18 protein-coding genes are annotated in these 20,041 nt (G+C 38.0%); 3 read left to right on the top strand and 15 right to left on the bottom strand.

What is annotated here, in order from left to right:
* Positions 1 to 17: 17 nt before the first annotated feature.
* The 15 genes from SLH46_RS09960 to SLH46_RS09890 all read right to left on the bottom strand — a co-directional run bounded on the left by SLH46_RS09960 (position 18) and on the right by SLH46_RS09890 (position 16,087).
* Positions 18 to 863 carry a tetratricopeptide repeat protein gene (locus SLH46_RS09960; RefSeq protein WP_320281032.1) on the bottom strand — a complete coding sequence of 282 codons (846 nt, stop codon included), beginning with the start codon at positions 861 to 863 and terminating at the stop codon, positions 18 to 20.
* A gap of 185 nt (positions 864 to 1,048) precedes the next feature.
* Complete coding sequence (locus SLH46_RS09955) at positions 1,049 to 1,336, bottom strand: hypothetical protein (protein ID WP_320281031.1); 288 nt, start codon at positions 1,334 to 1,336, stop codon at positions 1,049 to 1,051.
* A gap of 2 nt (positions 1,337 to 1,338) precedes the next feature.
* The gene (locus SLH46_RS09950; protein WP_320281030.1) at positions 1,339 to 3,528 is read right to left on the bottom strand and encodes a RelA/SpoT family protein; all 2,190 of its coding nucleotides are present in this window, start codon (positions 3,526 to 3,528) and stop codon (positions 1,339 to 1,341) included.
* Positions 3,529 to 3,591: 63 nt separating this feature from the next.
* Complete coding sequence (locus SLH46_RS09945; protein ID WP_320281029.1) at positions 3,592 to 4,107, bottom strand: ferritin; 516 nt, start codon at positions 4,105 to 4,107, stop codon at positions 3,592 to 3,594.
* A 292-nt stretch (positions 4,108 to 4,399) separates the two neighbouring features.
* The gene (locus SLH46_RS09940; protein ID WP_320281028.1) at positions 4,400 to 5,767 is read right to left on the bottom strand and encodes a hypothetical protein; all 1,368 of its coding nucleotides are present in this window, start codon (positions 5,765 to 5,767) and stop codon (positions 4,400 to 4,402) included.
* Between the two features lie 41 nt (positions 5,768 to 5,808).
* Positions 5,809 to 6,873, bottom strand: coding sequence for a hypothetical protein (locus SLH46_RS09935; protein ID WP_320281027.1), 1,065 nt, complete (start codon positions 6,871 to 6,873; stop codon positions 5,809 to 5,811).
* A gap of 369 nt (positions 6,874 to 7,242) precedes the next feature.
* The gene (locus SLH46_RS09930) at positions 7,243 to 8,241 is read right to left on the bottom strand and encodes a LuxR C-terminal-related transcriptional regulator (RefSeq protein WP_320281026.1); all 999 of its coding nucleotides are present in this window, start codon (positions 8,239 to 8,241) and stop codon (positions 7,243 to 7,245) included.
* A 196-nt stretch (positions 8,242 to 8,437) separates the two neighbouring features.
* Positions 8,438 to 9,082 (bottom strand): carboxypeptidase regulatory-like domain-containing protein, encoded by a 645-nt coding sequence (locus SLH46_RS09925; protein WP_320281025.1) that lies wholly within the window; start codon positions 9,080 to 9,082, stop codon positions 8,438 to 8,440.
* Between the two features lie 10 nt (positions 9,083 to 9,092).
* Positions 9,093 to 10,487, bottom strand: a complete 1,395-nt coding sequence (locus SLH46_RS09920; protein WP_320281024.1) for a CsgG/HfaB family protein — start codon at positions 10,485 to 10,487, stop codon at positions 9,093 to 9,095.
* Between the two features lie 10 nt (positions 10,488 to 10,497).
* On the bottom strand, positions 10,498 to 10,926 hold the full coding sequence (locus tag SLH46_RS09915; protein WP_320281023.1) for a curli production assembly/transport component CsgF: 429 nt from the start codon (positions 10,924 to 10,926) through the stop codon (positions 10,498 to 10,500).
* Positions 10,927 to 10,941: 15 nt separating this feature from the next.
* A complete protein-coding gene (locus tag SLH46_RS09910; RefSeq protein ID WP_320281022.1) occupies positions 10,942 to 11,442 on the bottom strand; it encodes a CsgE family curli-type amyloid fiber assembly protein in 501 nt (166 codons plus the stop codon).
* A gap of 1 nt (position 11,443) precedes the next feature.
* Positions 11,444 to 12,097, bottom strand: coding sequence for a hypothetical protein (locus tag SLH46_RS09905; RefSeq protein WP_320281021.1), 654 nt, complete (start codon positions 12,095 to 12,097; stop codon positions 11,444 to 11,446).
* Positions 12,098 to 12,293: 196 nt separating this feature from the next.
* Positions 12,294 to 13,328, bottom strand: coding sequence for a hypothetical protein (locus SLH46_RS09900; protein WP_320281020.1), 1,035 nt, complete (start codon positions 13,326 to 13,328; stop codon positions 12,294 to 12,296).
* Between the two features lie 33 nt (positions 13,329 to 13,361).
* Complete coding sequence (locus SLH46_RS09895; protein ID WP_320281019.1) at positions 13,362 to 14,438, bottom strand: hypothetical protein; 1,077 nt, start codon at positions 14,436 to 14,438, stop codon at positions 13,362 to 13,364.
* 635 nt (positions 14,439 to 15,073) lie between these two features.
* Positions 15,074 to 16,087 (bottom strand): LuxR C-terminal-related transcriptional regulator, encoded by a 1,014-nt coding sequence (locus SLH46_RS09890; RefSeq protein WP_320281018.1) that lies wholly within the window; start codon positions 16,085 to 16,087, stop codon positions 15,074 to 15,076.
* A gap of 352 nt (positions 16,088 to 16,439) precedes the next feature.
* On the opposite strand from SLH46_RS09890, the gene SLH46_RS09885 reads away from it, so the two are divergent.
* From SLH46_RS09885 to SLH46_RS09875, 3 genes are all read left to right on the top strand, one after another.
* A complete protein-coding gene (locus SLH46_RS09885) occupies positions 16,440 to 17,747 on the top strand; it encodes an acetyl-CoA hydrolase/transferase family protein (protein ID WP_320281017.1) in 1,308 nt (435 codons plus the stop codon).
* Between the two features lie 301 nt (positions 17,748 to 18,048).
* Entirely contained in the window at positions 18,049 to 18,453 is a 405-nt protein-coding gene (mce, locus tag SLH46_RS09880) for a methylmalonyl-CoA epimerase (protein WP_320281016.1), read from the top strand.
* A gap of 22 nt (positions 18,454 to 18,475) precedes the next feature.
* The gene (locus SLH46_RS09875) at positions 18,476 to 20,035 is read left to right on the top strand and encodes an acyl-CoA carboxylase subunit beta (protein ID WP_320281015.1); all 1,560 of its coding nucleotides are present in this window, start codon (positions 18,476 to 18,478) and stop codon (positions 20,033 to 20,035) included.
* Positions 20,036 to 20,041: the final 6 nt, after the last annotated feature.

Genomic DNA, 20,041 nt, shown 5'->3' with positions numbered 1-20,041 from the left:
CTTTATATATCCAGTTCTTATTTCACTGCATTACAAGCTTCCAAGAGTTTGGCAGCGTTTGCATTCGACGGATCAATTGCAATTGCTTTTTCCAACACTACAATTGCAGCAGCAAATTCTTCTTTTGCTTTTGCAACTTCTGCGTTATATGCATCGTCAGCGGTTGACATCGCTCCATCATTAACTTTTTGGTTAGCTGCACTTAAAACAGCTGCACCTTTTTTGTACAAGTCGTTACCTTCCGAAACATAAACTTTTGCCAAGGCTGAAGTTAATTTATCATCACCTGCAAATTTAGCAACACCTTCTTCCAATGCTGTTTTATATGCAGCATCGTCTTTAAGTTTGTTATAACAAACAGCTTTATAATACTGAGCTGTTTCTCCTTTATAACCACCTTCAACGGCAGCACTAAAGAATTCAACAGCAGCTTCGTACTTTTTCCCTTTATACGATGTAATACCAGCATTGTATGACAATGAAGCTGATTCCGAAGATGCTTCAATTGCTTTTTTATAAGCCTCAACCGCTTCGTCGTATTTTTCTAATTTACCGTAAGAACCTGCTATGTATTCCAACGCTTTATCAACATTTGCATCTGCTGCTACGGCTTTATCAAAATATACAATTGCTTTTTCGTAATTATCGCTATTGTATGCTGCTAATCCAATGTTAAAGTTAATTGCATCCGGCACCTGAACATCGCCAAGGTTGCCCATAGCCGATTCATATAATTCAAATGCTTTTGCGTAATCTTTGCCCTTCATAGCCTCGTTTGCCTGGTTAATTTTTTCAGCGGCATCCTGGGCAAAAGCACAAACGGAAACAAATACCACTACTAATAATAATACTACTCTTTTCATTTTCAACTACTTTTTAATTTTGTATAATTTGATTTATTTTCTTCAAATTTCGTCGATCAGCCCCAAAAATAGTAATAATGAATTAAAATCCTAAAATACAGCAATTAAGATTCTCGATACTTTTTTATTACTTCTTAACAAAGACAAAAACAGTACCATTTAAAATGATAAAACTATACTGTTTCTTAAGGATTAAGCAGATCAGGATTCCAAAAATTCAGAATATTATTGATCATATGAAGATTATTTGTGGCCTCTGTATTTTGCGGGTCGATTTCTAAAACACGGTTAAAAGCATTTATCGCCGGCCCCCAGTTTTGATACTTTTGTTCAATTTTACCTTTCAGCAAAAAATAGTCTGCAGCATCTTGTTCTTCTATTTTTTCGAATAAATTCCTGGCCTCTTCAGTCTTTTCATTATTCAACAAATATTCAACTTCGTGTAGACTGTTAACCTTCTCGTTACTATTCATGCTTATTTCTCCCCCCTTGTTACCGAGACAACACCTTTTACCTTTTTCAGTTTATGGATTAAAAATTCCAGGTGATCGAGGTTATAAACCGACACCTGCAATATTCCTTCAAAATTACCTTTATCGCTTGAAATGTTTACCGACCGCATTTGCGTTCCGATATCTTTTGCTATAATGTGCGTAATTTCAGAAATAATACCAACTTCATCAGTTCCCGATATATGTATCGATGTAAGGAACGAACTATTCCCTGAATTATCTTTCCATACTGTTTTTATAATTCGGTACGGGAAGCGCTCTTTCATTTGCGGCGCATTCGGACAATTTGCCCGGTGTATTTTTATTCCTTCGTTGATGGTGACAAAGCCAAAAATCCGGTCTCCGAAAACAGGATTACAACATTTTGCAAGCGTATAGTTTACATTTTTCAGGTTATTGTCAATAATCAGAAAATCGTCTTCCCCATCATAAGTAAGACTTTTGGCTTCACTTGTCGACAAGAGTTCTTCAACAGTCTTTTTTGTCGACTCCTCTTCTTCTTTTTCGAGAAATAGTGATTTTACCTCCAGAGTATCAATCTTGCCAATTGCTACTTCGTAGTATAAATCAACAGCCAGTTTAAAACCGAAGTGTTTCAGAATTTTCCGAATTGCATCGTCGTTCAGATCGAGCTTCCAGTTTTTAAATTTACGCAACAACATTTCGCGGCCATCGTTGGCCTGGCGGTTCCGATCTTCATTTAAACTTGCTTTTACACGGTTTTTAGCTTTTGATGTTACCACAAAATCAAGCCAGTCTAACTTTGGTTTTTGGTTGTTCGAAGTATCAATAATAATTTGATCACCATTTTTAAGCTTGTGTTTTAGAGTAACTTTTTTGCCGTTTATCTTTCCGCCCACACAGGTATCGCCAATTCGCGAATGTATTTCGTAGGCAAAATCCAAGACTGTTGCTCCTGCGGGCATTTTTTTCAGATCACCCTTTGGCGTAAAAACAAATATTTCGTCGCTGTAGATATCGGTGTTAAAATGATCGATAAAGTCTACGGCGTTTATTCCTGGGTTTTCCAGAATATCACGAATTCCGGCAAGCCACGAATCAAAATTCGACTCCTTTCCTCCTTTATATTTCCAGTGCGCTGCCAATCCTTTTTCAGCAACTTCATCCATTCGTTTGGTACGAATCTGTATCTCAACCCACTTTTTATGCGGCCCCATTACTGTTGTATGCAACGACTCGTAACCGTTTGACTTTGGAATTGTTATCCAATCGCGAAGCCGGTTTGTGTTGGTTTGATATTCTTCGGTAACAAACGAATAAGCAGTCCAGCAATCGGCTTTCTCATTTTCGGGTTCCGAATCGAGAATTACCCGAATAGCAAACAAATCCATCACTTCGTCGAATGATACATTCTTTTTACGCATTTTGGTATTTATCGACGAAATGGACTTTGTGCGTGCTTTCATCGAGAATTTTAATCCGCGTTGCTGCAACTTCTTTTCAATGGGTTTAACAAATTCAGCTACAAAATTGGCGCGTTCTCTTTCGGTTTCTTTTAAACGGGTAACTACATAATTATACTCATCCGGTTTTTGAGATTTCAGGCACATGTCCTGCATTTCGGAGTTTATATTATACAATCCCAGACGATGGGCCAAAGGTGCATACAGATATAATGTTTCGTTTGCAAGCCTTTCACGGTTTTCAGGACTGTATACTTCCAGGTTGCGCATAACCTGCAAACGGTCTGCTATTTTTACCAGTATAACACGAACATCGCCGGCAAGTGCCAGCATTAGTTTCCTGTAATTCTCCGAATGCAAATCGATGGTATCGGTTCCAAGCGCATTAATTTTTGCCATTCCTTCGAGAATGGAAAGTATGTGTTGCCCAAATTTTTTACCGATTTCCTCGTGTGTAGGTTTTTCTTTCAACCCGGCGTACATTACATTATGCAATAAACCTGTTATAACCGAATCGGGTTCAAGGCCAATCTCCATTGCAATTATGGAAGCCACTTCGAGGGAATGACTTAAAATAACCTCGCCATGCGAAAACCGTGTTTCTCCCAAAAACGATTTTGCATAATCGAAAGCATTCTCAAGTTTATAAAACGATGCATCGTCCCACGTTAACTGGCAAAATTCTTTCAGGTGATCGAACCGGGTAAATATTTGTTCTTTGGGCTCCATATTCAAAAATAAAAAAAGGCCGCTCAATAAAGCAGCCTTCAAGTTTTATCTATTCATTTTTTCTTATTCAGCTGCGGTGGTTGTATCGACGAAAACACGTGTACGCATTTCACGATCCAACATAAAAATACCATTACCCTGGCCATTAATAAGCTTCAAAGTATCGAGAATTTCTGTAACATTTGCCTCTTCTTCAACCTGCTCATCAACAAACCAACGCAAAAAACTTTGCGATGCGTGATCCTTTTCTGCAATGGCAATATCAACAAGTTCGTTGATCAAACTTGTAACCAGTTGTTCATGCTCAAGCGTCTTTTCAAATACCTCAATAACACCTTCCCACGAGGTTGGCATTTGCTTAATTGCTTTTACTTCAACTTTACCTCCTCTTTCAATAACGTAATTGAAAAATTTATTGGCGTGAGTCAGTTCTTCCTGGTACTGAACATACATCCAGTTTCCAAAACCGGGCAAACCCATATCGTTAAAATATGCTGACATTGAGAGATATAGCAACGCTGAATATTGCTCAGCATTAATTTGTTCGTTTAATGCTTTTAACATTTTTTCTTTCAACATGATCTACGTCTTTTTAAATTTATGCTTAAAAGTAGGAAAAAGCCCCCAATAACAAAAAAGAAAGACCCAATTTTAGGTCTTTCTTAACGAATTAAAAATCGAATGTTGTTTGAGAAAATTTATCCGCTATTTTCGGTTAGGACTTAATGGTTGTTTTATTCGACTTTAAATTCTATTTCGATAAAAAACAAGGGTATCAATTTTCGAATCGACAGTAACCGCAAAAAGGGATAGAGAAGCAACAAAACCGAGCTGCACTAAAAAACTATTACAACCCGGTTTGCTTAACAAATTAATGCGAATCCAACGAGGATTGCGTCACTGTCGCTGAGTGCCAATTACCAACCTGATCAATCACCGAGGATGCACCACTTCCTTGCTGAACCGAAACAAAGTTATAGTTGCCGGTGATATCCAAATCGGAATAATTACCTCTTCCTTCCTGGAGAATTTTAACTCCGAACTCATCCAATCCTAAGGTAAAATTTCCATTGAAGCTACCAGTCACATCAATGTCAGAATAGTTTGATTTCCCTTTTTGGTCACAGCCAATTTCATTGGCATTCCCAACAAGGTCGATAGTAGAAATACTACCATTACCGCGCTGCATAGCAAGCACCAGGTTTGCATTTCCGGATACTACCTCTGTACCGTAATGACCAGTACCTCTTTGATCAGCAAAAACTCTGTTCCAGTTTCCGTTAATTTGCTGCCATACAAAATGGCCACCTTCACAGTCTACTTCCTGACTACCATCTCCCCCTTGACCTCCACGTTGTGTAATTGTGGCTTTATTGTCATCACCATCAATAGTCATCAACGCAGTTGATCCTTTTCCCATTTGTTTTATTGACACTCCTACAGTTGGAATAAAAACATGATCCTCGTCGTGGATAGGAGGAATTTCAGACGGTTTTCCGCCGTCTTCACTACTACCACCTGACTGACCACTCTTTCCATTTCCATGGGCCGATTCATCATGTTCACTTTCATCCTCGCTTTCGTCGTGCGCAAATTTTCCTTCGCCGTGTTCCAGGTAATGACTACCATTCCCATTACCCCGAATTATCATTTGAGCAAACTGAGTATTACCACTTTGCGAAGTCCAGGTTTCATTTAAATTACCAGTTATGTTCTGACTGGCCATATGTTGCCTGCCTGCCTGATATATCCAGGCCTGATTGTTTTTCCCATCTACCTGTTGGTACAGTTGATGGTAATCGCCATCCTGGTTCGGGACATCTACCGTTGATCCTTCTGTCAAAAGAACAGGTTCACTACCAGAAGTGCTTCCAACAATATTAAATTGATTGCCATCACCTTTTTGAACCTGGATTGCTTTATTAAAAGAACCATACTGACTTAAATAAGACATGTTTCCACTTCCACCATAGGTTTGATCAACAAAGGAAGAATTTCCTTCGCCGCCAATGGAAGCAATACCAGTTTCATGATCTTCTAATTCTCCGGATTGATAAACCCAGGCCGATTGTCTCTTATTTGAAACCTGCTCTATTAATATGTTATTCGCAATTCCCACCTGGTCGGTTTCTGCAAACTGTACTTTTCCACTTTGGTCAACCACTGTGATATTGGTAGTTTGTGCAAATAACATACAACCCGAAAAAACAAATACGATTAGTAATATTATAGGCTTCATATCTCTAAATTATTAGACTATGTATGAATCGTATAATATTATTACTGAGTAATACTTTGGCTTTGAGTAACATTTGCAACATGGCCACTTCCTGTTTGTAGAACAGAACTCCAGTTAACTGCCCCTACCTGATCCTGAGTAGCGAAGTTATTGCTACCATCTTGCGAAATAATTGCATAATTGTTACCCATTTCAAATAAATTTGTTTGGGTTTGTAATGCAGTGTTACCGCTACCACCCATTTGTGATATAATAGCTTCGTTTACGAAATCTCCTGGCTGACCACCTAACGAAACTTGAGTCTGCATAGCACTATTTCCTTCAGAAGACTGGGTTATACTTGCACTGTTTTTATGGCCGACCTGATCTTGCCATGCATCGTTGTTAGTACCCGACTGCTCAACATAGGCCACACTTTGCCACGAAGCAACTGCCTGCATTTGATAAGCTTCGTTACCATTTCCTGATTGCAATGCTGTTACCTCATTTGACCAACCATGTTGTTCTTGTTCTGCCAAATTGTTATTTCCTGATTGAGTTATTGAAGCAGTATTAGCACTACCAACATAATCATCTGGTAATTTGGTATCCTGTGCTTGTCTTGCTGTATTACGATTACCTGTTTGCAAAATGGTAGCGGTGTTTGAATATTTAACCTGCATCTGTAGAGCAACATTATCATCTCCCTCCTGTGTAATACTTGCCAGGGACGCTCCCATCTGATGATGCGGACCTTGATATTGCTCTGCCAAATTATCATCACCAGACTGCGTAACATAAGCTTCCAATACTCCACCAGGTCCAGCATACGGTTCGCTTCTGTTATGGATTTGGGTAACGATAGCATCATTTCGCTTTCCACTTTGTAAAACACTCGAATAATTTGCATCGCCTGCACCATCTTCCATTAATAAATAATTAACCTGGGTGACGGTTGCAACATTTGCTTTGTTGCTCTGATCAATATAGGATTCGTTCTCTTCTCCTTGCTGATCAACGGTTGCTGCTTGATTTGAGCCGCTTTCAATAATTACGGACTTGTTTGTTTGCGCCATTATCACTGAGACTGCAAACACCATTACGAAAAGAAAAAATAGTTTTTTCATGATTAAAAATTTAAGTTGTTAATTAAAAGGATTATTTAAAACTCGTTTTGAGTTTCGGACTTTATAGAAGTGTTTGGTGTTATTATAATGCATTTGGCCGATTTCAAGATTTACTCTCAAAATTACAGAAGTGCACTACAGAAGTAAATAAGTGAATTATGAAGTCAAAACCTTATAAGCGGCAACACTAATAAATCACATAAAACACTATAGTTCACCTCCTTGCAACACACATAAAACAACACACCTTAACAATTCTGTGACAAGACTTAAAGAAAATTATCAGAATTACGTGTTTTCAATAAACAGCAAAAAAAAGACCGTATAAAATTAATTTCATACGGTCTTTTAATCTTCACACAATCAAAATCAAACGTTCAACATATAGTTTTTTCCAAACATAAATACTGCTTTCATTATATTGCCGGAATCAGTTTTCTGGATAATGTTCGAACGATGTTTTTCAACCGTACGTTCCGATATCCCAAGGCGTTCCGCAATTTGTTTAATCGGCACTCCAGTTGCCGATAATTGCAAAACCTGCCGTTCGCGAGCCGTTATTAAATTGGGATCAAGATATTTTACCTCATTTTCGAAAGTATGGTTATTTAAATCCGGGCTCTGTTCGGTATCTTTTAGCGGAATTACAACACCTATAATTTTAGAAATTGAGCCTTGTCTTTTAACACGGGTGAAGTACAAATTAAAATATTCTTTATCCACACCCTGCATATGAATTCGGTTTAGCCGGCAATCTTTTGTAAGGCCATTCATAAATCGCGACAACTTTAACTCATCCTCTGTTCCTGCGTTAAACTGGAACACCTCGTTTAATAAATAACTTCCATTGCGTTTTTCTGCGGAGGCTATCAGTTTATCAAAAGTTTCGTTGGTTTGTGTAATACGTTTATGGTCCGCAACAAAAATACCATAGGGTATCATTCGGCAAATTGATTCGAACTTGATGGCATCAAATGCTTTTCGCTCCACATTTTTCAACAACTGTTTCCGAACAATATTAATAATACGTTCCTGGTCGAATGGCGGATAAATAAAGCTGTCGATACCTAATTCCACTGCAACAAAAAATTCGTTTTTACGGAATTGGTTGAAAATCATGATAAATGGGATATCGTTTTTCAGAATTTCATTGTCAAGAATGTTATATACCTGAAATCCGTTTAAATCGTTTAAATCATAAAAGCAGAGAATCAAGTCGGGAAGTTCTTTCATTAACTTCTGAATGGCAATCTCGATATTTCTGACATAGATTACCTGAAAGCCTTCTTTAGTCAACACATCAATAAATAGTTTACTTGCTCCTTCCGATTCTCCAATCAGAAGAATGTTTCGTTGGGTAGTTTTCATTTATTAACCTTATTTTTTATCTGGTAGCAAATTACAAATTACATTGCAAATAGAAAATACGTAATTTCGCTATATTTCAATCACATAAGTAGCAACAATTGATTCATTCCTCATTTAATAATTATCTTTTGTTAAAATAAAAAAGAGGATCCGTAACAACAAACCCTCCTTCTTCAAAACTACAATTTCTCAAATTTTAGTCTTCGCTTTCGGTTCTAAAAGTCCAGGTTGGGCTATTAGCCACCCTGCTCCCTTCGTATTTTGCAACAACATACCAGTAGTAAGTTGTATTGTATTCTAATCCACTTAATATCACCTCTTCCGACGAAAGATTTTCGCCAGCCGTTTTTTGTGTTGTCGAATTGGCTTCGAAATAATAAACCGTATACTCCAAATCCTTACTATTATCCTCCTGATCAACCTGCCACTGCATTGTAAGAGATACATTTTGGTCAGTTGCGCCGTTGCCCGGTACAGGATCATAAATTGTAACCCAGCCAATATCACTTTCGTCTATCAAAAGGAAAAAAGTTAGGTTGGTGGTTTCATTGTCGTACACAGCAACACTTACAGTGCTACTCAAATAGTCTTTTTTTCTCGCCGTAACCGCAAGTTCCCCCTCAACAACTTTATCAAACTCGAAAGCACCATCGTTATCTGTTATCGTTGAAGTACTTGCCGGATTAGTTGCGATCTGAACTCCGCTTAAAGGATTATAGGTTTCTCCGTCAAGTATTATCCCCTTAACCGAACCGAATTTTTCGATATCAAGTTTATCTTCTTCGCATGCGAATAGCAGCAATCCCAGAAAAAGAAGTATTATACAATTTATCTTGCTCATTTGATTTGTTTTAGTTTTTTCCAAAATAATATTTCATCCCCACTTTAAACCCCCAGATATGATCGTTAAAACCACCAACTTTTTCACCATCATAATAATCTGAAAAAAGTTGATTTACATAAACTTTTCCAACTGCAGCCAACCTGTTCCCAAACAAGTATTCAACACCTGCTTTGTACGATATATAAGGTATCAACTCCTTCTCAGAAAGTCCTATTTCATTTCCAAAATCATAGTAAACACCTCCGCCAAAACTAAAATGAGGTGAGAAACGTCCATTTGGATTTAACAGATACATTAAATTCATATCGGCATAATACTCGTTAGAAGTCATCAGGTCTTTTACATGAATTGACTGATACCCCGCGTTTGTTGTATAAAAGATGTTCTTATGAAATGAAACACCAAGTTCGACCGAAGCCCCCGGACGTATATAACTCGTGGAATAATCGCCTGCATAGAATTGTCCGGTACCTAAAATCGATCCAAATAATTTACCTCTTAGATGCTGATCGAATGGTCGGCCCAAATGATCGATATCAACCAGATCTTCTTTTTCTTTCATGTAATTTTGAATTTGTTCATCCTTTATTTCATCCTGATTTTCAAGACTCCATAAATTATCCAGAACGCCTTCAACAATCAGGCTGTGAACAGCTTTTTCAATAGCCTCGGTAACAGCCAATTCTGTAGGTTCGTTATAGGTATAACCCGTTTCTGCTTCAAGCAGTCGTTTGTATTTTACATACCGAAATACCCCCATTGAAACCTCCTGAGATAGGATTGACTTTGTAGTATAAATGGTTTTTAAAATCTTTCCATTACTTGTTGAAACTGCACGTAAATAAATACTCACACGATCTTCGCGATACTGTGCCGAAGCATCTGTACCAAAATACCGAACACCTGCGCCACCAGTATAAATATTTGTTTCATACGACACAATTCCTCCTTCGAGCAAAACTCCGGCAAACAATAGAGGCGGCAACATCACACCGGTATTTCCTTCGTACTGTTCCCTGCTCGAACGAATTATTTTTCGCTCGTTCAACAGGTTACTGATATTTTCTCTTTCGATAGGAACAAACCACCCTGATTCCTCGAGTGCCCGAACAAGAATATTGGTAGCTCCCTGTGTAACAGCGGTCGACCAATTGGCACCAACTTCCGATGCTTTGTATTGCCCGGTCTGATCTCTGAATTTGTAAACAGCTACGACAATGGGTTCTTTGGGTTGTGGCAAATCGAGCAAATCCCTCTTTACGGGTGTTTCCGGCCCCAGCTGCGCCCCTCTTTCCTCGCCTAAAGGCTGGTAAAAATAAGGACTACAGGCCGCTAAAACGGCAATTAGTATGCACAAAGAAAAAAGCCGGAATACCTGTCTTTGTACTTTAATTATCTCCATCATTTAAGAATTAGAAATAAGGAACTTCAACGGATGTGGTTGCTCCGGTTGAATTATCAAGAATTGTAATGCTTAAGCCTGTGCCTCCATCACCAATTTCAATCTGATAATCACCAAGTACATAAGTTCCTTCCTCCAACGCATCTTCGCCGAATTGTTTACTTACAATCTGCCTCGATAATTGACTCAATATCTGCCTATTAAGACTTTCAGTAAAATTATCAACCGGATCGGAGCTGTAGTAACTGCTATACAGGCTACTTTCGTCAGACGGAGCTTCGTAGGTATCTTGCGCCTGAGCCGAACTTAACATCCAGCTATAATTGTAAGGGCTACCGCCAAAAGCAGGATTTTTTGGGGTGTATACAAAATCCTGGGCAAACGAATAGGAAATACCTATAAGAAATAAGCCTAACAGAATTATAATTTTTTTTCTCATAATGCATGGTTTTGTTTAGAAGATGCCCGAGCCGGATCGGTCGTCACCTTCCAGTTGTTTTAAAATTGCTTCATAATTTTGCAAATACAGCTGAGTTTGAGAAACCGCTTGCTGAGCCAAAGCCTCAACAATATCCCCCCTCGGCTGTAAGAACGACTGAAACACAAGCGTTTCGTTTATTTTAATCTGAATTTGTGTTGTGGTTAAACGATATGGTTTTTCAGTAATAAAAATTGAATAGTTTTTCGAATTGGCCGGCGCTTCCCAATCGCGAAAGAACAGATCGTAAAAATCGCGGCCACTCTTTGTTTTTGTTTCATCAAATAACAATCCATCAATCTCCAAATCTGCATCTTTACTAACTTTTTCGGCCTTCTCCTCGGTAAGTTCCTTTATTAATTGTTTTAAATCATCAGGAGCTTCTCTAAGCTGTTTTGAAGCCTTTAAAGTGTCGGTTTGTGCATTACAAACACAAAATCCAAACAAAAGAAAGAGTATTGCGAAGAGTGATTTCATACTATTGTATTGGGAAATAGAAATCGCTTTGTCGAATACTCAGTGTCATCCCTCCCGTTTGAGTGACTTTTATTCCGGGCAAGAATGAATTATCGAGAATCAATTCGAGGTTGTTGTTAACACCAATTTGAGTTGCATCAACCGTTTTGGGCAAACGTTCTGTCCAAGTATCTCCGTTCCCCAACAATGCAACTTCCATGGTATTATTATCTCCAACTTGGGTGAGTAAATTCGATTTTGGCAGTATTCCTTGATTATCGATATAGGAATTAATGGAATTTCCATTTCCCAGCTGATAGACCTCTGTTACTGTTTTACTCCCAACCGACCAGATATTAGCATAATTTTGATTTCCATCTTGTTTTAGAATCGTTGAGTGCCCTGATCCTTGCTGAACAATACCGGCCTGGTTTTCAGTTTGTAATTGAATGGAGAATATAGAATTGTTCAACAAGCCATTTTGTTCTTGTTTTACATCAATACTATTTTCGTTTCCAACCTGACCAATAACACTACTGTTATTCGTTAATGATAAATCACAATCAACAATCCCAACCTGCATTAACTCAAGCAAATGCTCAACCAGATCGTCTTGTGCATTAACCTGAGCAAAACAAAACAGGAATATGAATAAATAGAATAATTTTCTTTGCATGATTATTAACATTTGTGGGTATTCCTATACACTCAATTCGAAATTACCACATTATAATATATCAATCAATACAACTGATATACGTGTTTTCCGCAGTCTTCAAATTTTAATGGCACAACCTCCCGGCATTTCACCGGGAGGCACCATTACACTATAGAGATTGAAGACCTAACGGTTGATTAGGGAACTTCAATAGTTATTGCTGAGTAACTGTTGCTGTATTTCCATTTCCAAACTGACCAACATAAGCATCTTGTCCACCACCATATTGCTTCACAGTTGCAATATTCCAGTCGCCATCCTGAATAATTTCAGCAACATCAGATGCATTCTGGATTAAAGTAACTACGTTATCATCACCTGTTTGACGACTAGTTGATAGAAGTTCTGCACCATCATTTTGTGTTCCAGTGAAAGTATTTCTATTTCCGTCTTGTTCAAAATAAGCATTTCTAGACTCAAGTAGTCCACTAGCAGAAGCACTATAACCAACAGAGTTTCCATCTCCATTCTGAGTAAGTTTGAAATTATTAGCATTACCTAACTGCATTACTTTACCAATATTAGAAGCTCCCGCTTGTAGAATTGTAGCAATGTTGTCTTTAACATTGTATACTGGCGAAGAAAAATCATATGGAGCATCAAGGTAAATAAATCCCTGAGAAACAGAAGCTAAATTTTCTTCTCCAATCGACTGACTGATAGTGGTTTTATTATTATTACCACCATAAGTCCAGGATGCTGCAAAGTTATTTGATGTAAGTTGTTTTATATTAACTACACCATTTGTAGTTTTAAGTGCAGCAGTTATAGCCGTTTCACCCCAAAAACCAAAAGGCCAACCCTGATACGAATAAGCTTCATTATTATTACCTTGTTGGTTTACTGAAGTAATATTGTCATTACCTACTTGTACAATTTCCCCATAGTTTTCCTCTCCATTCTGAATAAATGTTGATTTATTCCTGTTGCCTTTCATTGCTGTAGATGGACTCCAAAAATAACCTTCAACCATACCTTGTGCCACGTAACCTTCATTTCCAATTCCATCCTGATCGACAGTTGAAGTATTATCATCGCCAATTTGGTCTAGATAAATTTCCTGACCTGATCCATTTTGATCAACATAACCTGTGTTACTGTTACCTTCTTGATTAACAACTGCTGTATTTTGTGCGAATGCCAAGGAAACAGCAAAAACCATAGTAAATAGAATACTTAATTTTTTCATGATATTTAACTTAAAAGTTTAATTATTAATAAATTAGTTTTGATTAACGTTTGTGATATTGTAATTTCCGGTTTGGGATACAGTTGCCACATGACCATTACCCACTTGTGAAACTTTGAATTGGTTGAAACTTCCGATCACGTCTACGTCCACTAGATTTTGATCACCATCACTTAAAACCGAGCCTATATTTGAATTGCCAAGAATATCAACATCAGCCAAATTACCAATGCCATCTTGGGTAATGGTTGTTTTATTCAAGTTTCCTTCCTGTGTCAACAAAATCTGATCTTCTGAACCAACTTGTGAAGTAGTAGCAAGGTTATTATCGCCAACCTGAATTACATCAGCATAGATATTACGACCGTCTCCGATTTCTTTTGCCACATTATCATCTCCAACCTGCTCGATATCTGCACTATTACCATGGCTAGAACCATACCCTGTAAATATTTGAGTGGCTAAATTATCGTTCCCTGTTTGATCAATGACAATTCGTTCTCCAGCATAAATCCCCCCATAGTAACCATTATTAGAACCTGCTAAGGTTTGAGTCGCGGTGTTTCTTTTTCCTGTTTGGAAAATCTTAGCAGTATTCGTAGTAACACCTGTTCCCGTTTGGGTTGCACTATTTAAATTTCCACTCTGCTCTATCCTAAAATTATCTGTATAACCGCCATTAATGGTTTGTTTTGAAATATTCAGATTACCTAGCTGAATCGCGGTAACATGCTGCCCACTATTATATCCGGGAGCATTTTCGGTTTGATAAGACTTATTATTGTCCCCAACTTGTTCGATATAAGCGGTATTTTCAGTTTTGCCACCACCTCCGGTTTGGTTTTGATCAATTGAGGCAACATTCGATTTACCATCTTGTGAGACAGTCGCAGATTGTTTACCTGGTCCATAACTGGAAGCTACTGCAAGTTGGTCAATTGTGGTTTTATTTAAACTACCCTCCTGAGTAACCAATGCATTCTGATCAGAACCATTTTGGTTGACCACTGCACTCTGATCGTTTCCGATTTGTGTAACATCGGCAGTGTTTTGAGATATCGCAGGTAATCCTGCAATAAACAATGCCAAAAGAAATACTAGTTTTTTCATCTTTTTGTAATTAATTAAGTTGTTTTAAAAATGGATTTCATGTGTTGATAATCCGTCGGCTGACGGATTAGTTTTCTAATTAACATTAGCGTAGCCTAAAGTCTTTCGAAACAGTCGGTTATTCCGTATTCTACGTCGCTTTGCGAAACGGTTTTTAGTTTATTCGTTTGGGATATTTACATTATTCATATTTTTTTAACTTAATTATATTTATGTGTTTCTAAATTTGAAAGCATAATTATTCTGCTAGAGGATGTTTCCTCTTTTGCTATTAAGAAAATTTCAATTGGATTGTGCTCGTGGTCTAAAGCATAGAAAATACCCCTATTTTTTATCTACTCCAGACTATAATGGAAACACAATAAATCAACACCTACTGGTAACTTTTCACCAGGTATCGATTTAATGGAGGTCTCTTTTTCAACCTTATTTTTCTGTATTTAGGTAACAAGTATTCTTGTTTCTACTTGTCTTCAATTAAACTTTGACTTTAGGGATGCTACTCATTTAATTGCGTTTCAAAACTAAACGATATAAGGGTTTTGTGCAATACGCAATTACCGATTAGGTCAACTACGTAATTTTACGAAAGAAGAGAATAATGACTAAGAAAAAACAAATACACAGGTCATTATTTATAGTAGAATTTGTTGTCGCTGAATACGCAAAACAGCTTCCATCATACTATGTGTATTCGTCTTTTTCATAATATTCGATCGGTGTTTTTCGATTGTACGCTCCGACAGGTCTAGATGAGCTGCTATTTGTTTGATAGGAATACCTCCTGCTGAAAGTTTAAAAACTTCAAGTTCGCGGGGGGTCAACTGAATATCTTCGACTTGTTCATCCCTTCGTTTGTTACTTTTCATACAAGTTCCAAGAATAGGACATTCATCCGGCAAACTTTCATCACTATTATGTCGGCATGTAGGTACAATTATGGTTAGTATTCTGTTTTTGTCGCGATTACCCACAACACTTTTGTACAAATTAAACTTCATTTTAGGTCTCACTGATTGTACATCCTGTAACCAGCAATAATCAATCAATCCATTTTCCAACTTTCGTAATTTCAAATGGTTTTGTTGATCACCGTTAAGATGGAATAAATCGAAAAAGTCGGTTTTTTCCTGTTCCGTGTTCCTGACCTCGAATAAGCGCGAAAATGACTCATTAACTTCTGTAATATTTTGGTTTTCTGAATAAAACATCGGCATGGGAGAAGAATGAAATTGCATTCGAAAACGTTGTGTTCCGTAAAAATTAAACTGCGACGCTTTTTGTAAACGTTTCTCCACTTTATTAATAAGAGAACTCGGAGAGATCGGGGAGAATATAAAATTATCGACTCCCACTTCCAGTCCAAGTTGTACATCCTCGATAGTGTAATCTTCTATTATCAAAAAAAAGCCCGTATTATACTGATACAATTGTTCTTCGAGCATTTTGAAGAAGCGAAATCCAGGTTTATCCGGAAGCGTTTGTTGACAAATAACCAGGTCAAAATGTTGTTCTTCTATTTTTAACCTTGCCGCCTTAGCTGTGTTCTCTGTTTCAACTACATATTTTGCCGAAGACAGTATAGTGTTTAGCTGCATTCGCAATTCTGGTTTGGCTATTACTAAAAGTATTCGAAATGGAGGATACATAATATTGTCAGGTTTACATTAAGGTCCTCTAAAATAAATAAATTAGTAGAAATACTACTACGTAATTATACGTAGATACCCTATTTATCAACCAAATATGTAGTAAAAAATGATTTAAAATGAACAATATTTTCAATATGGGACAAAAATCACATTACGAGAAAACGCTACTGTCCTACTAGGATATACCTGTTTCATTTGCCAGCAATTCACACCTCAAGGTCTTCTTTAACACAAACTTTACAAAACCAATCGAACCTTTCTAAATAATATTCGAATTAATAAGGGGGTGATTAAATTTTTATCTTTGCGCACCTGAAATTATTAGCCGTATTTTATAATCCGATAAAACATGAAAAATATTAAGTATGTATCGCCGGAGGAAGCTGTAAAGGTTATCAAAACCGGAGACAGAGTCCATTTAAGTAGTGTTGCTGTTACTCCTCACACATTGATTAAACCAATGGTTGAGAGAGGACGCAACAAAGAATTCCACAGTGTTACCATCCAACATATCCACGTAGAAGGTGAAGTTGAATATGCAAATCCTGAATTCGAAGGAATCTTCATTTCAGAGCAATTTTTTGTAGGTGGAAACCTTAGAAAACAAACGCAGTCAGGTTACGCTGATTATATTCCAATTTTCTTAAGTGAAACACAGCGTTTAATGCGCAGAGGTTATTTAAAAGTAAATGTGGCCATGATTATGGTGTCAACTCCTGACAAACATGGTTACGTTTCATTAGGTACTTCTGTTGATGCAACCCGTGCGGCTATCGAAAATGCTGATACGGTAATTGCAGCTGTAAACCCAAATGTTCCAAGAGCATGGGGTGACGCAATGATGCACATCGACGAAATTGATATTTTCGTTGAAGACGACATTCCATTATATGTTCACGATCCTGCTCCACTTTCGGAAATGGATATTAAAATTGGAAAAAATGTTGCCGAGTTAGTTGACGATGGTGCTTGTTTACAAATGGGAATTGGTGGTATTCCAAACGCTGTTTTGGCACAATTGGGCAACCACAAAGACCTTGGTGTTCACACCGAAATGTTTGCCGATGGCATTCTTCCTTTGGTTGAAAAAGGAGTTGTTACCGGTAAAAAGAAAAAAACAGATCCGGGAAAAATGGTAGCATCGTTCCTTATGGGATCGCAGGCACTTTACGATTTTGTTGACGATAATCCACGCGTTGCAATGATGGACGTTGCACACACTAACCACGTAGCAAACATTCGTAAGAATGACAAAGTAACCGCTATTAACTCTGCACTTGCTATCGACTTAACCGGTCAGGTTTGTGCCGACTCAATTGGTATTACGCACTACTCGGGTGTTGGTGGTCAAATCGACTTTATCCGCGGTGCAGGTCACTCTAAAAAAGGTAAACCAATTATTGCCTTACCATCTGTAACAAATAAAGGTATTTCAAAAATTAGTCCAACATTAATTTCGGGATCAGGCGTTGTAACTACTCGTGCAAACATGCACTGGGTGGTAACAGAATATGGTGCCGTTAATTTATATGGTAAAACACTTCAGGAAAGAGCAAAACTTCTTATATCAATTGCTCATCCTGATCATCAGGAATCGTTAGACAAAGCATCGTTCGAACGTTTCGGTCCACACTACCATTATGTTCGGGGTGAATAAAAGACATATGTTTAAAGAAGCAGACGGAAGTCTGCTTTTTTTATGACTAAAATCAGCAACAAAAATACACGAAAACAGGCCAATATTAAGTAATTCTAAAATCGTAATCCAAAAAATAAGGTTTTCCGATTTTCGAGTTTAGGGAATTACAAGAAGCCTAACTTTGTTAGAGTTTAAAAATTTGATTATTAATATTTTATAACCATTCTAAATAAGCAGGACGCGAAACTACCAGTAAAAAAAAGCTGCTGTAAAACTGCTTCTGATTCTGCTTATTTTCTAGAATACAATTATTTACAAGATGAACATTTCACATATAGAACACATTGGTATCGCGGTAAATAGTTTAGAAGAAGCTATTCCTTACTACGAAGAGATGCTGGGTCTAAAATGCTATGCCGTTGAAGAAGTGGCAGACCAAAAAGTAAAAACCGCCTTCTTCCAGGTTGGCGACACTAAAATCGAGTTATTGGAATCAACCAGTCCGGACGGACCAATTGGTAAATTCCTTGAAAAGAAAGGTCAGGGCGTACACCACCTTGCTTTCGCTGTTGACAATGTAAACGATTCGTTGAACGAAATTGGAGAAAAAGGCGTTCAGCTGATCGACAAAACAGCAAGAAAAGGTGCCGAAGGACTTAACATTGGTTTCCTTCACCCAAAAGCAACAATGGGCGTATTAACTGAACTTTGCGGAAAAGAGTAACTACACTATAAGAACCGATTTTATGAGCAACCAGGATAAAATTAAAAAGTTAATCGACCTTAGAGCAGAAGCTAAATTAGGAGGTGGATTAAAAAGAATTGAAGCGCAACACAAAAAAGGTAAATTTAGTGCTCGCGAAAGAATCGAGATGCTTCTTGATGAAGGAAGTTTCGAAGAATTTGACATGTTTGTTACGCACCGCTGTACCAACTTTGGTTTGGAAAAAACCAAGTTTTTAGGCGACGGTGTTGTTACCGGTCACGGAACAATCGACGGACGTGTTGTTTACGTTTTCTCACAAGACTTTACTGTTTTTGGAGGATCATTGTCTGAAACCTTTGCACAGAAAATTTGCAAAGTTATGGACATGGCAATGAAAGTTGGAGCACCTGTTATTGGTATCAACGATTCAGGTGGTGCACGTATTCAGGAAGGAGTTAACTCGTTGGCCGGTTACGCAGAGATTTTCGAGCGTAACATTTTGGCATCAGGAGTAATTCCTCAGATTTCAGCCATTTTCGGACCTTGTGCCGGTGGTGCAGTGTACTCTCCTGCCCTAACCGACTTTATCATGATGACCGAGCAAAACTCGTACATGTTCGTAACCGGACCAAAAGTTGTTAAAACTGTTACCGGCGAAGACATTTCGGTTGAAGACCTTGGTGGTGGTAAAGTTCACGCATCAAAATCAGGTGTAGCACAATTCCTTGTTGAAAACGAACAGGAAGGTATTTCAATCTTACGTAAACTGATCAGCTATCTTCCTCAAAATAACCTGGAAGATCCGATTGTTACTGACAGTACTGACCCAATCGACCGTTTAGACGATGTACTGAATGAAATCATTCCGGAGAATCCAAACCAGCCTTACGAAGTAAAAGATGTTATTCATACCATTGTTGATTATGGCGAATTCCTTGAAATTCACCGTAACTACGCGAAAAACATCGTTGTTGGTTTTGCTAAGTTCGACGGCCAGCCTGTTGGTATTGTAGCCAACCAGCCAAATTACTTAGCGGGTGTTCTTGATATTGACGCTTCAGTAAAAGCAGCACGTTTTGTACGTTTCTGCGATTCATTTAATATCCCGATCATAACATTGGTTGACGTTCCGGGATTCTTGCCAGGAAGTCGTCAGGAATATGGTGGTATTATCACTCACGGAGCTAAACTGATGTTTGCATACGGCGAAGCTACTGTTCCAAAAATCACAATCACATTGCGTAAATCGTACGGAGGTGCACACGATGTAATGTCGAGTAAACAACTTCGTGGCGACCTGAACTATGCATGGCCAACTGCCGAAATTGCAGTTATGGGTGCAGCCGGTGCCGTTGAAGTACTTCACGGAAGAAAATTGCGCGATATTGAAGATGCTGAAGAGCGTGCGAAATTTGTTGCCGACCACGAGGAAGAATACAAAGAGAAATTCGCAAATCCATACCAGGCAGCATCATTCGGATATATCGACGATGTTATCGAGCCTCGTAACACAAGGTTCAGAATTATTCGCGGATTACAAAGTCTTGCTACCAAGAAACTGGTTAATCCACCTAAGAAGCATTCTAATATTCCACTTTAAAAACAG

The sequence above is a fragment of the Draconibacterium sp. IB214405 genome, assembly GCF_033963885.1.
Lineage (GTDB): Bacteria > Bacteroidota > Bacteroidia > Bacteroidales > Prolixibacteraceae > Draconibacterium.
Note: the sequence above shows the minus strand (reverse complement) of the source record. Positions and strands in the feature narration are given on the sequence as shown.

What these genes read in the sequence shown, in the direction of transcription:
- SLH46_RS09960 (WP_320281032.1), bottom strand. Translation starts at nt 863, where the DNA reads ATGAAAAGAGTAGTATTATTATTAGTAGTGGTATTTGTTTCCGTTTGT.
- SLH46_RS09955 (WP_320281031.1), bottom strand. Translation starts at nt 1,336, where the DNA reads ATGAATAGTAACGAGAAGGTTAACAGTCTACACGAAGTTGAATATTTG.
- SLH46_RS09950 (WP_320281030.1), bottom strand. Translation starts at nt 3,528, where the DNA reads ATGGAGCCCAAAGAACAAATATTTACCCGGTTCGATCACCTGAAAGAA.
- SLH46_RS09945 (WP_320281029.1), bottom strand. Translation starts at nt 4,107, where the DNA reads ATGTTGAAAGAAAAAATGTTAAAAGCATTAAACGAACAAATTAATGCT.
- SLH46_RS09940 (WP_320281028.1), bottom strand. Translation starts at nt 5,767, where the DNA reads ATGAAGCCTATAATATTACTAATCGTATTTGTTTTTTCGGGTTGTATG.
- SLH46_RS09935 (WP_320281027.1), bottom strand. Translation starts at nt 6,873, where the DNA reads ATGAAAAAACTATTTTTTCTTTTCGTAATGGTGTTTGCAGTCTCAGTG.
- SLH46_RS09930 (WP_320281026.1), bottom strand. Translation starts at nt 8,241, where the DNA reads ATGAAAACTACCCAACGAAACATTCTTCTGATTGGAGAATCGGAAGGA.
- SLH46_RS09925 (WP_320281025.1), bottom strand. Translation starts at nt 9,082, where the DNA reads ATGAGCAAGATAAATTGTATAATACTTCTTTTTCTGGGATTGCTGCTA.
- SLH46_RS09920 (WP_320281024.1), bottom strand. Translation starts at nt 10,487, where the DNA reads ATGGAGATAATTAAAGTACAAAGACAGGTATTCCGGCTTTTTTCTTTG.
- SLH46_RS09915 (WP_320281023.1), bottom strand. Translation starts at nt 10,926, where the DNA reads ATGAGAAAAAAAATTATAATTCTGTTAGGCTTATTTCTTATAGGTATT.
- SLH46_RS09910 (WP_320281022.1), bottom strand. Translation starts at nt 11,442, where the DNA reads ATGAAATCACTCTTCGCAATACTCTTTCTTTTGTTTGGATTTTGTGTT.
- SLH46_RS09905 (WP_320281021.1), bottom strand. Translation starts at nt 12,097, where the DNA reads ATGCAAAGAAAATTATTCTATTTATTCATATTCCTGTTTTGTTTTGCT.
- SLH46_RS09900 (WP_320281020.1), bottom strand. Translation starts at nt 13,328, where the DNA reads ATGAAAAAATTAAGTATTCTATTTACTATGGTTTTTGCTGTTTCCTTG.
- SLH46_RS09895 (WP_320281019.1), bottom strand. Translation starts at nt 14,438, where the DNA reads ATGAAAAAACTAGTATTTCTTTTGGCATTGTTTATTGCAGGATTACCT.
- SLH46_RS09890 (WP_320281018.1), bottom strand. Translation starts at nt 16,087, where the DNA reads ATGTATCCTCCATTTCGAATACTTTTAGTAATAGCCAAACCAGAATTG.
- SLH46_RS09885 (WP_320281017.1), top strand. Translation starts at nt 16,440, where the DNA reads ATGAAAAATATTAAGTATGTATCGCCGGAGGAAGCTGTAAAGGTTATC.
- mce (WP_320281016.1), top strand. Translation starts at nt 18,049, where the DNA reads ATGAACATTTCACATATAGAACACATTGGTATCGCGGTAAATAGTTTA.
- SLH46_RS09875 (WP_320281015.1), top strand. Translation starts at nt 18,476, where the DNA reads ATGAGCAACCAGGATAAAATTAAAAAGTTAATCGACCTTAGAGCAGAA.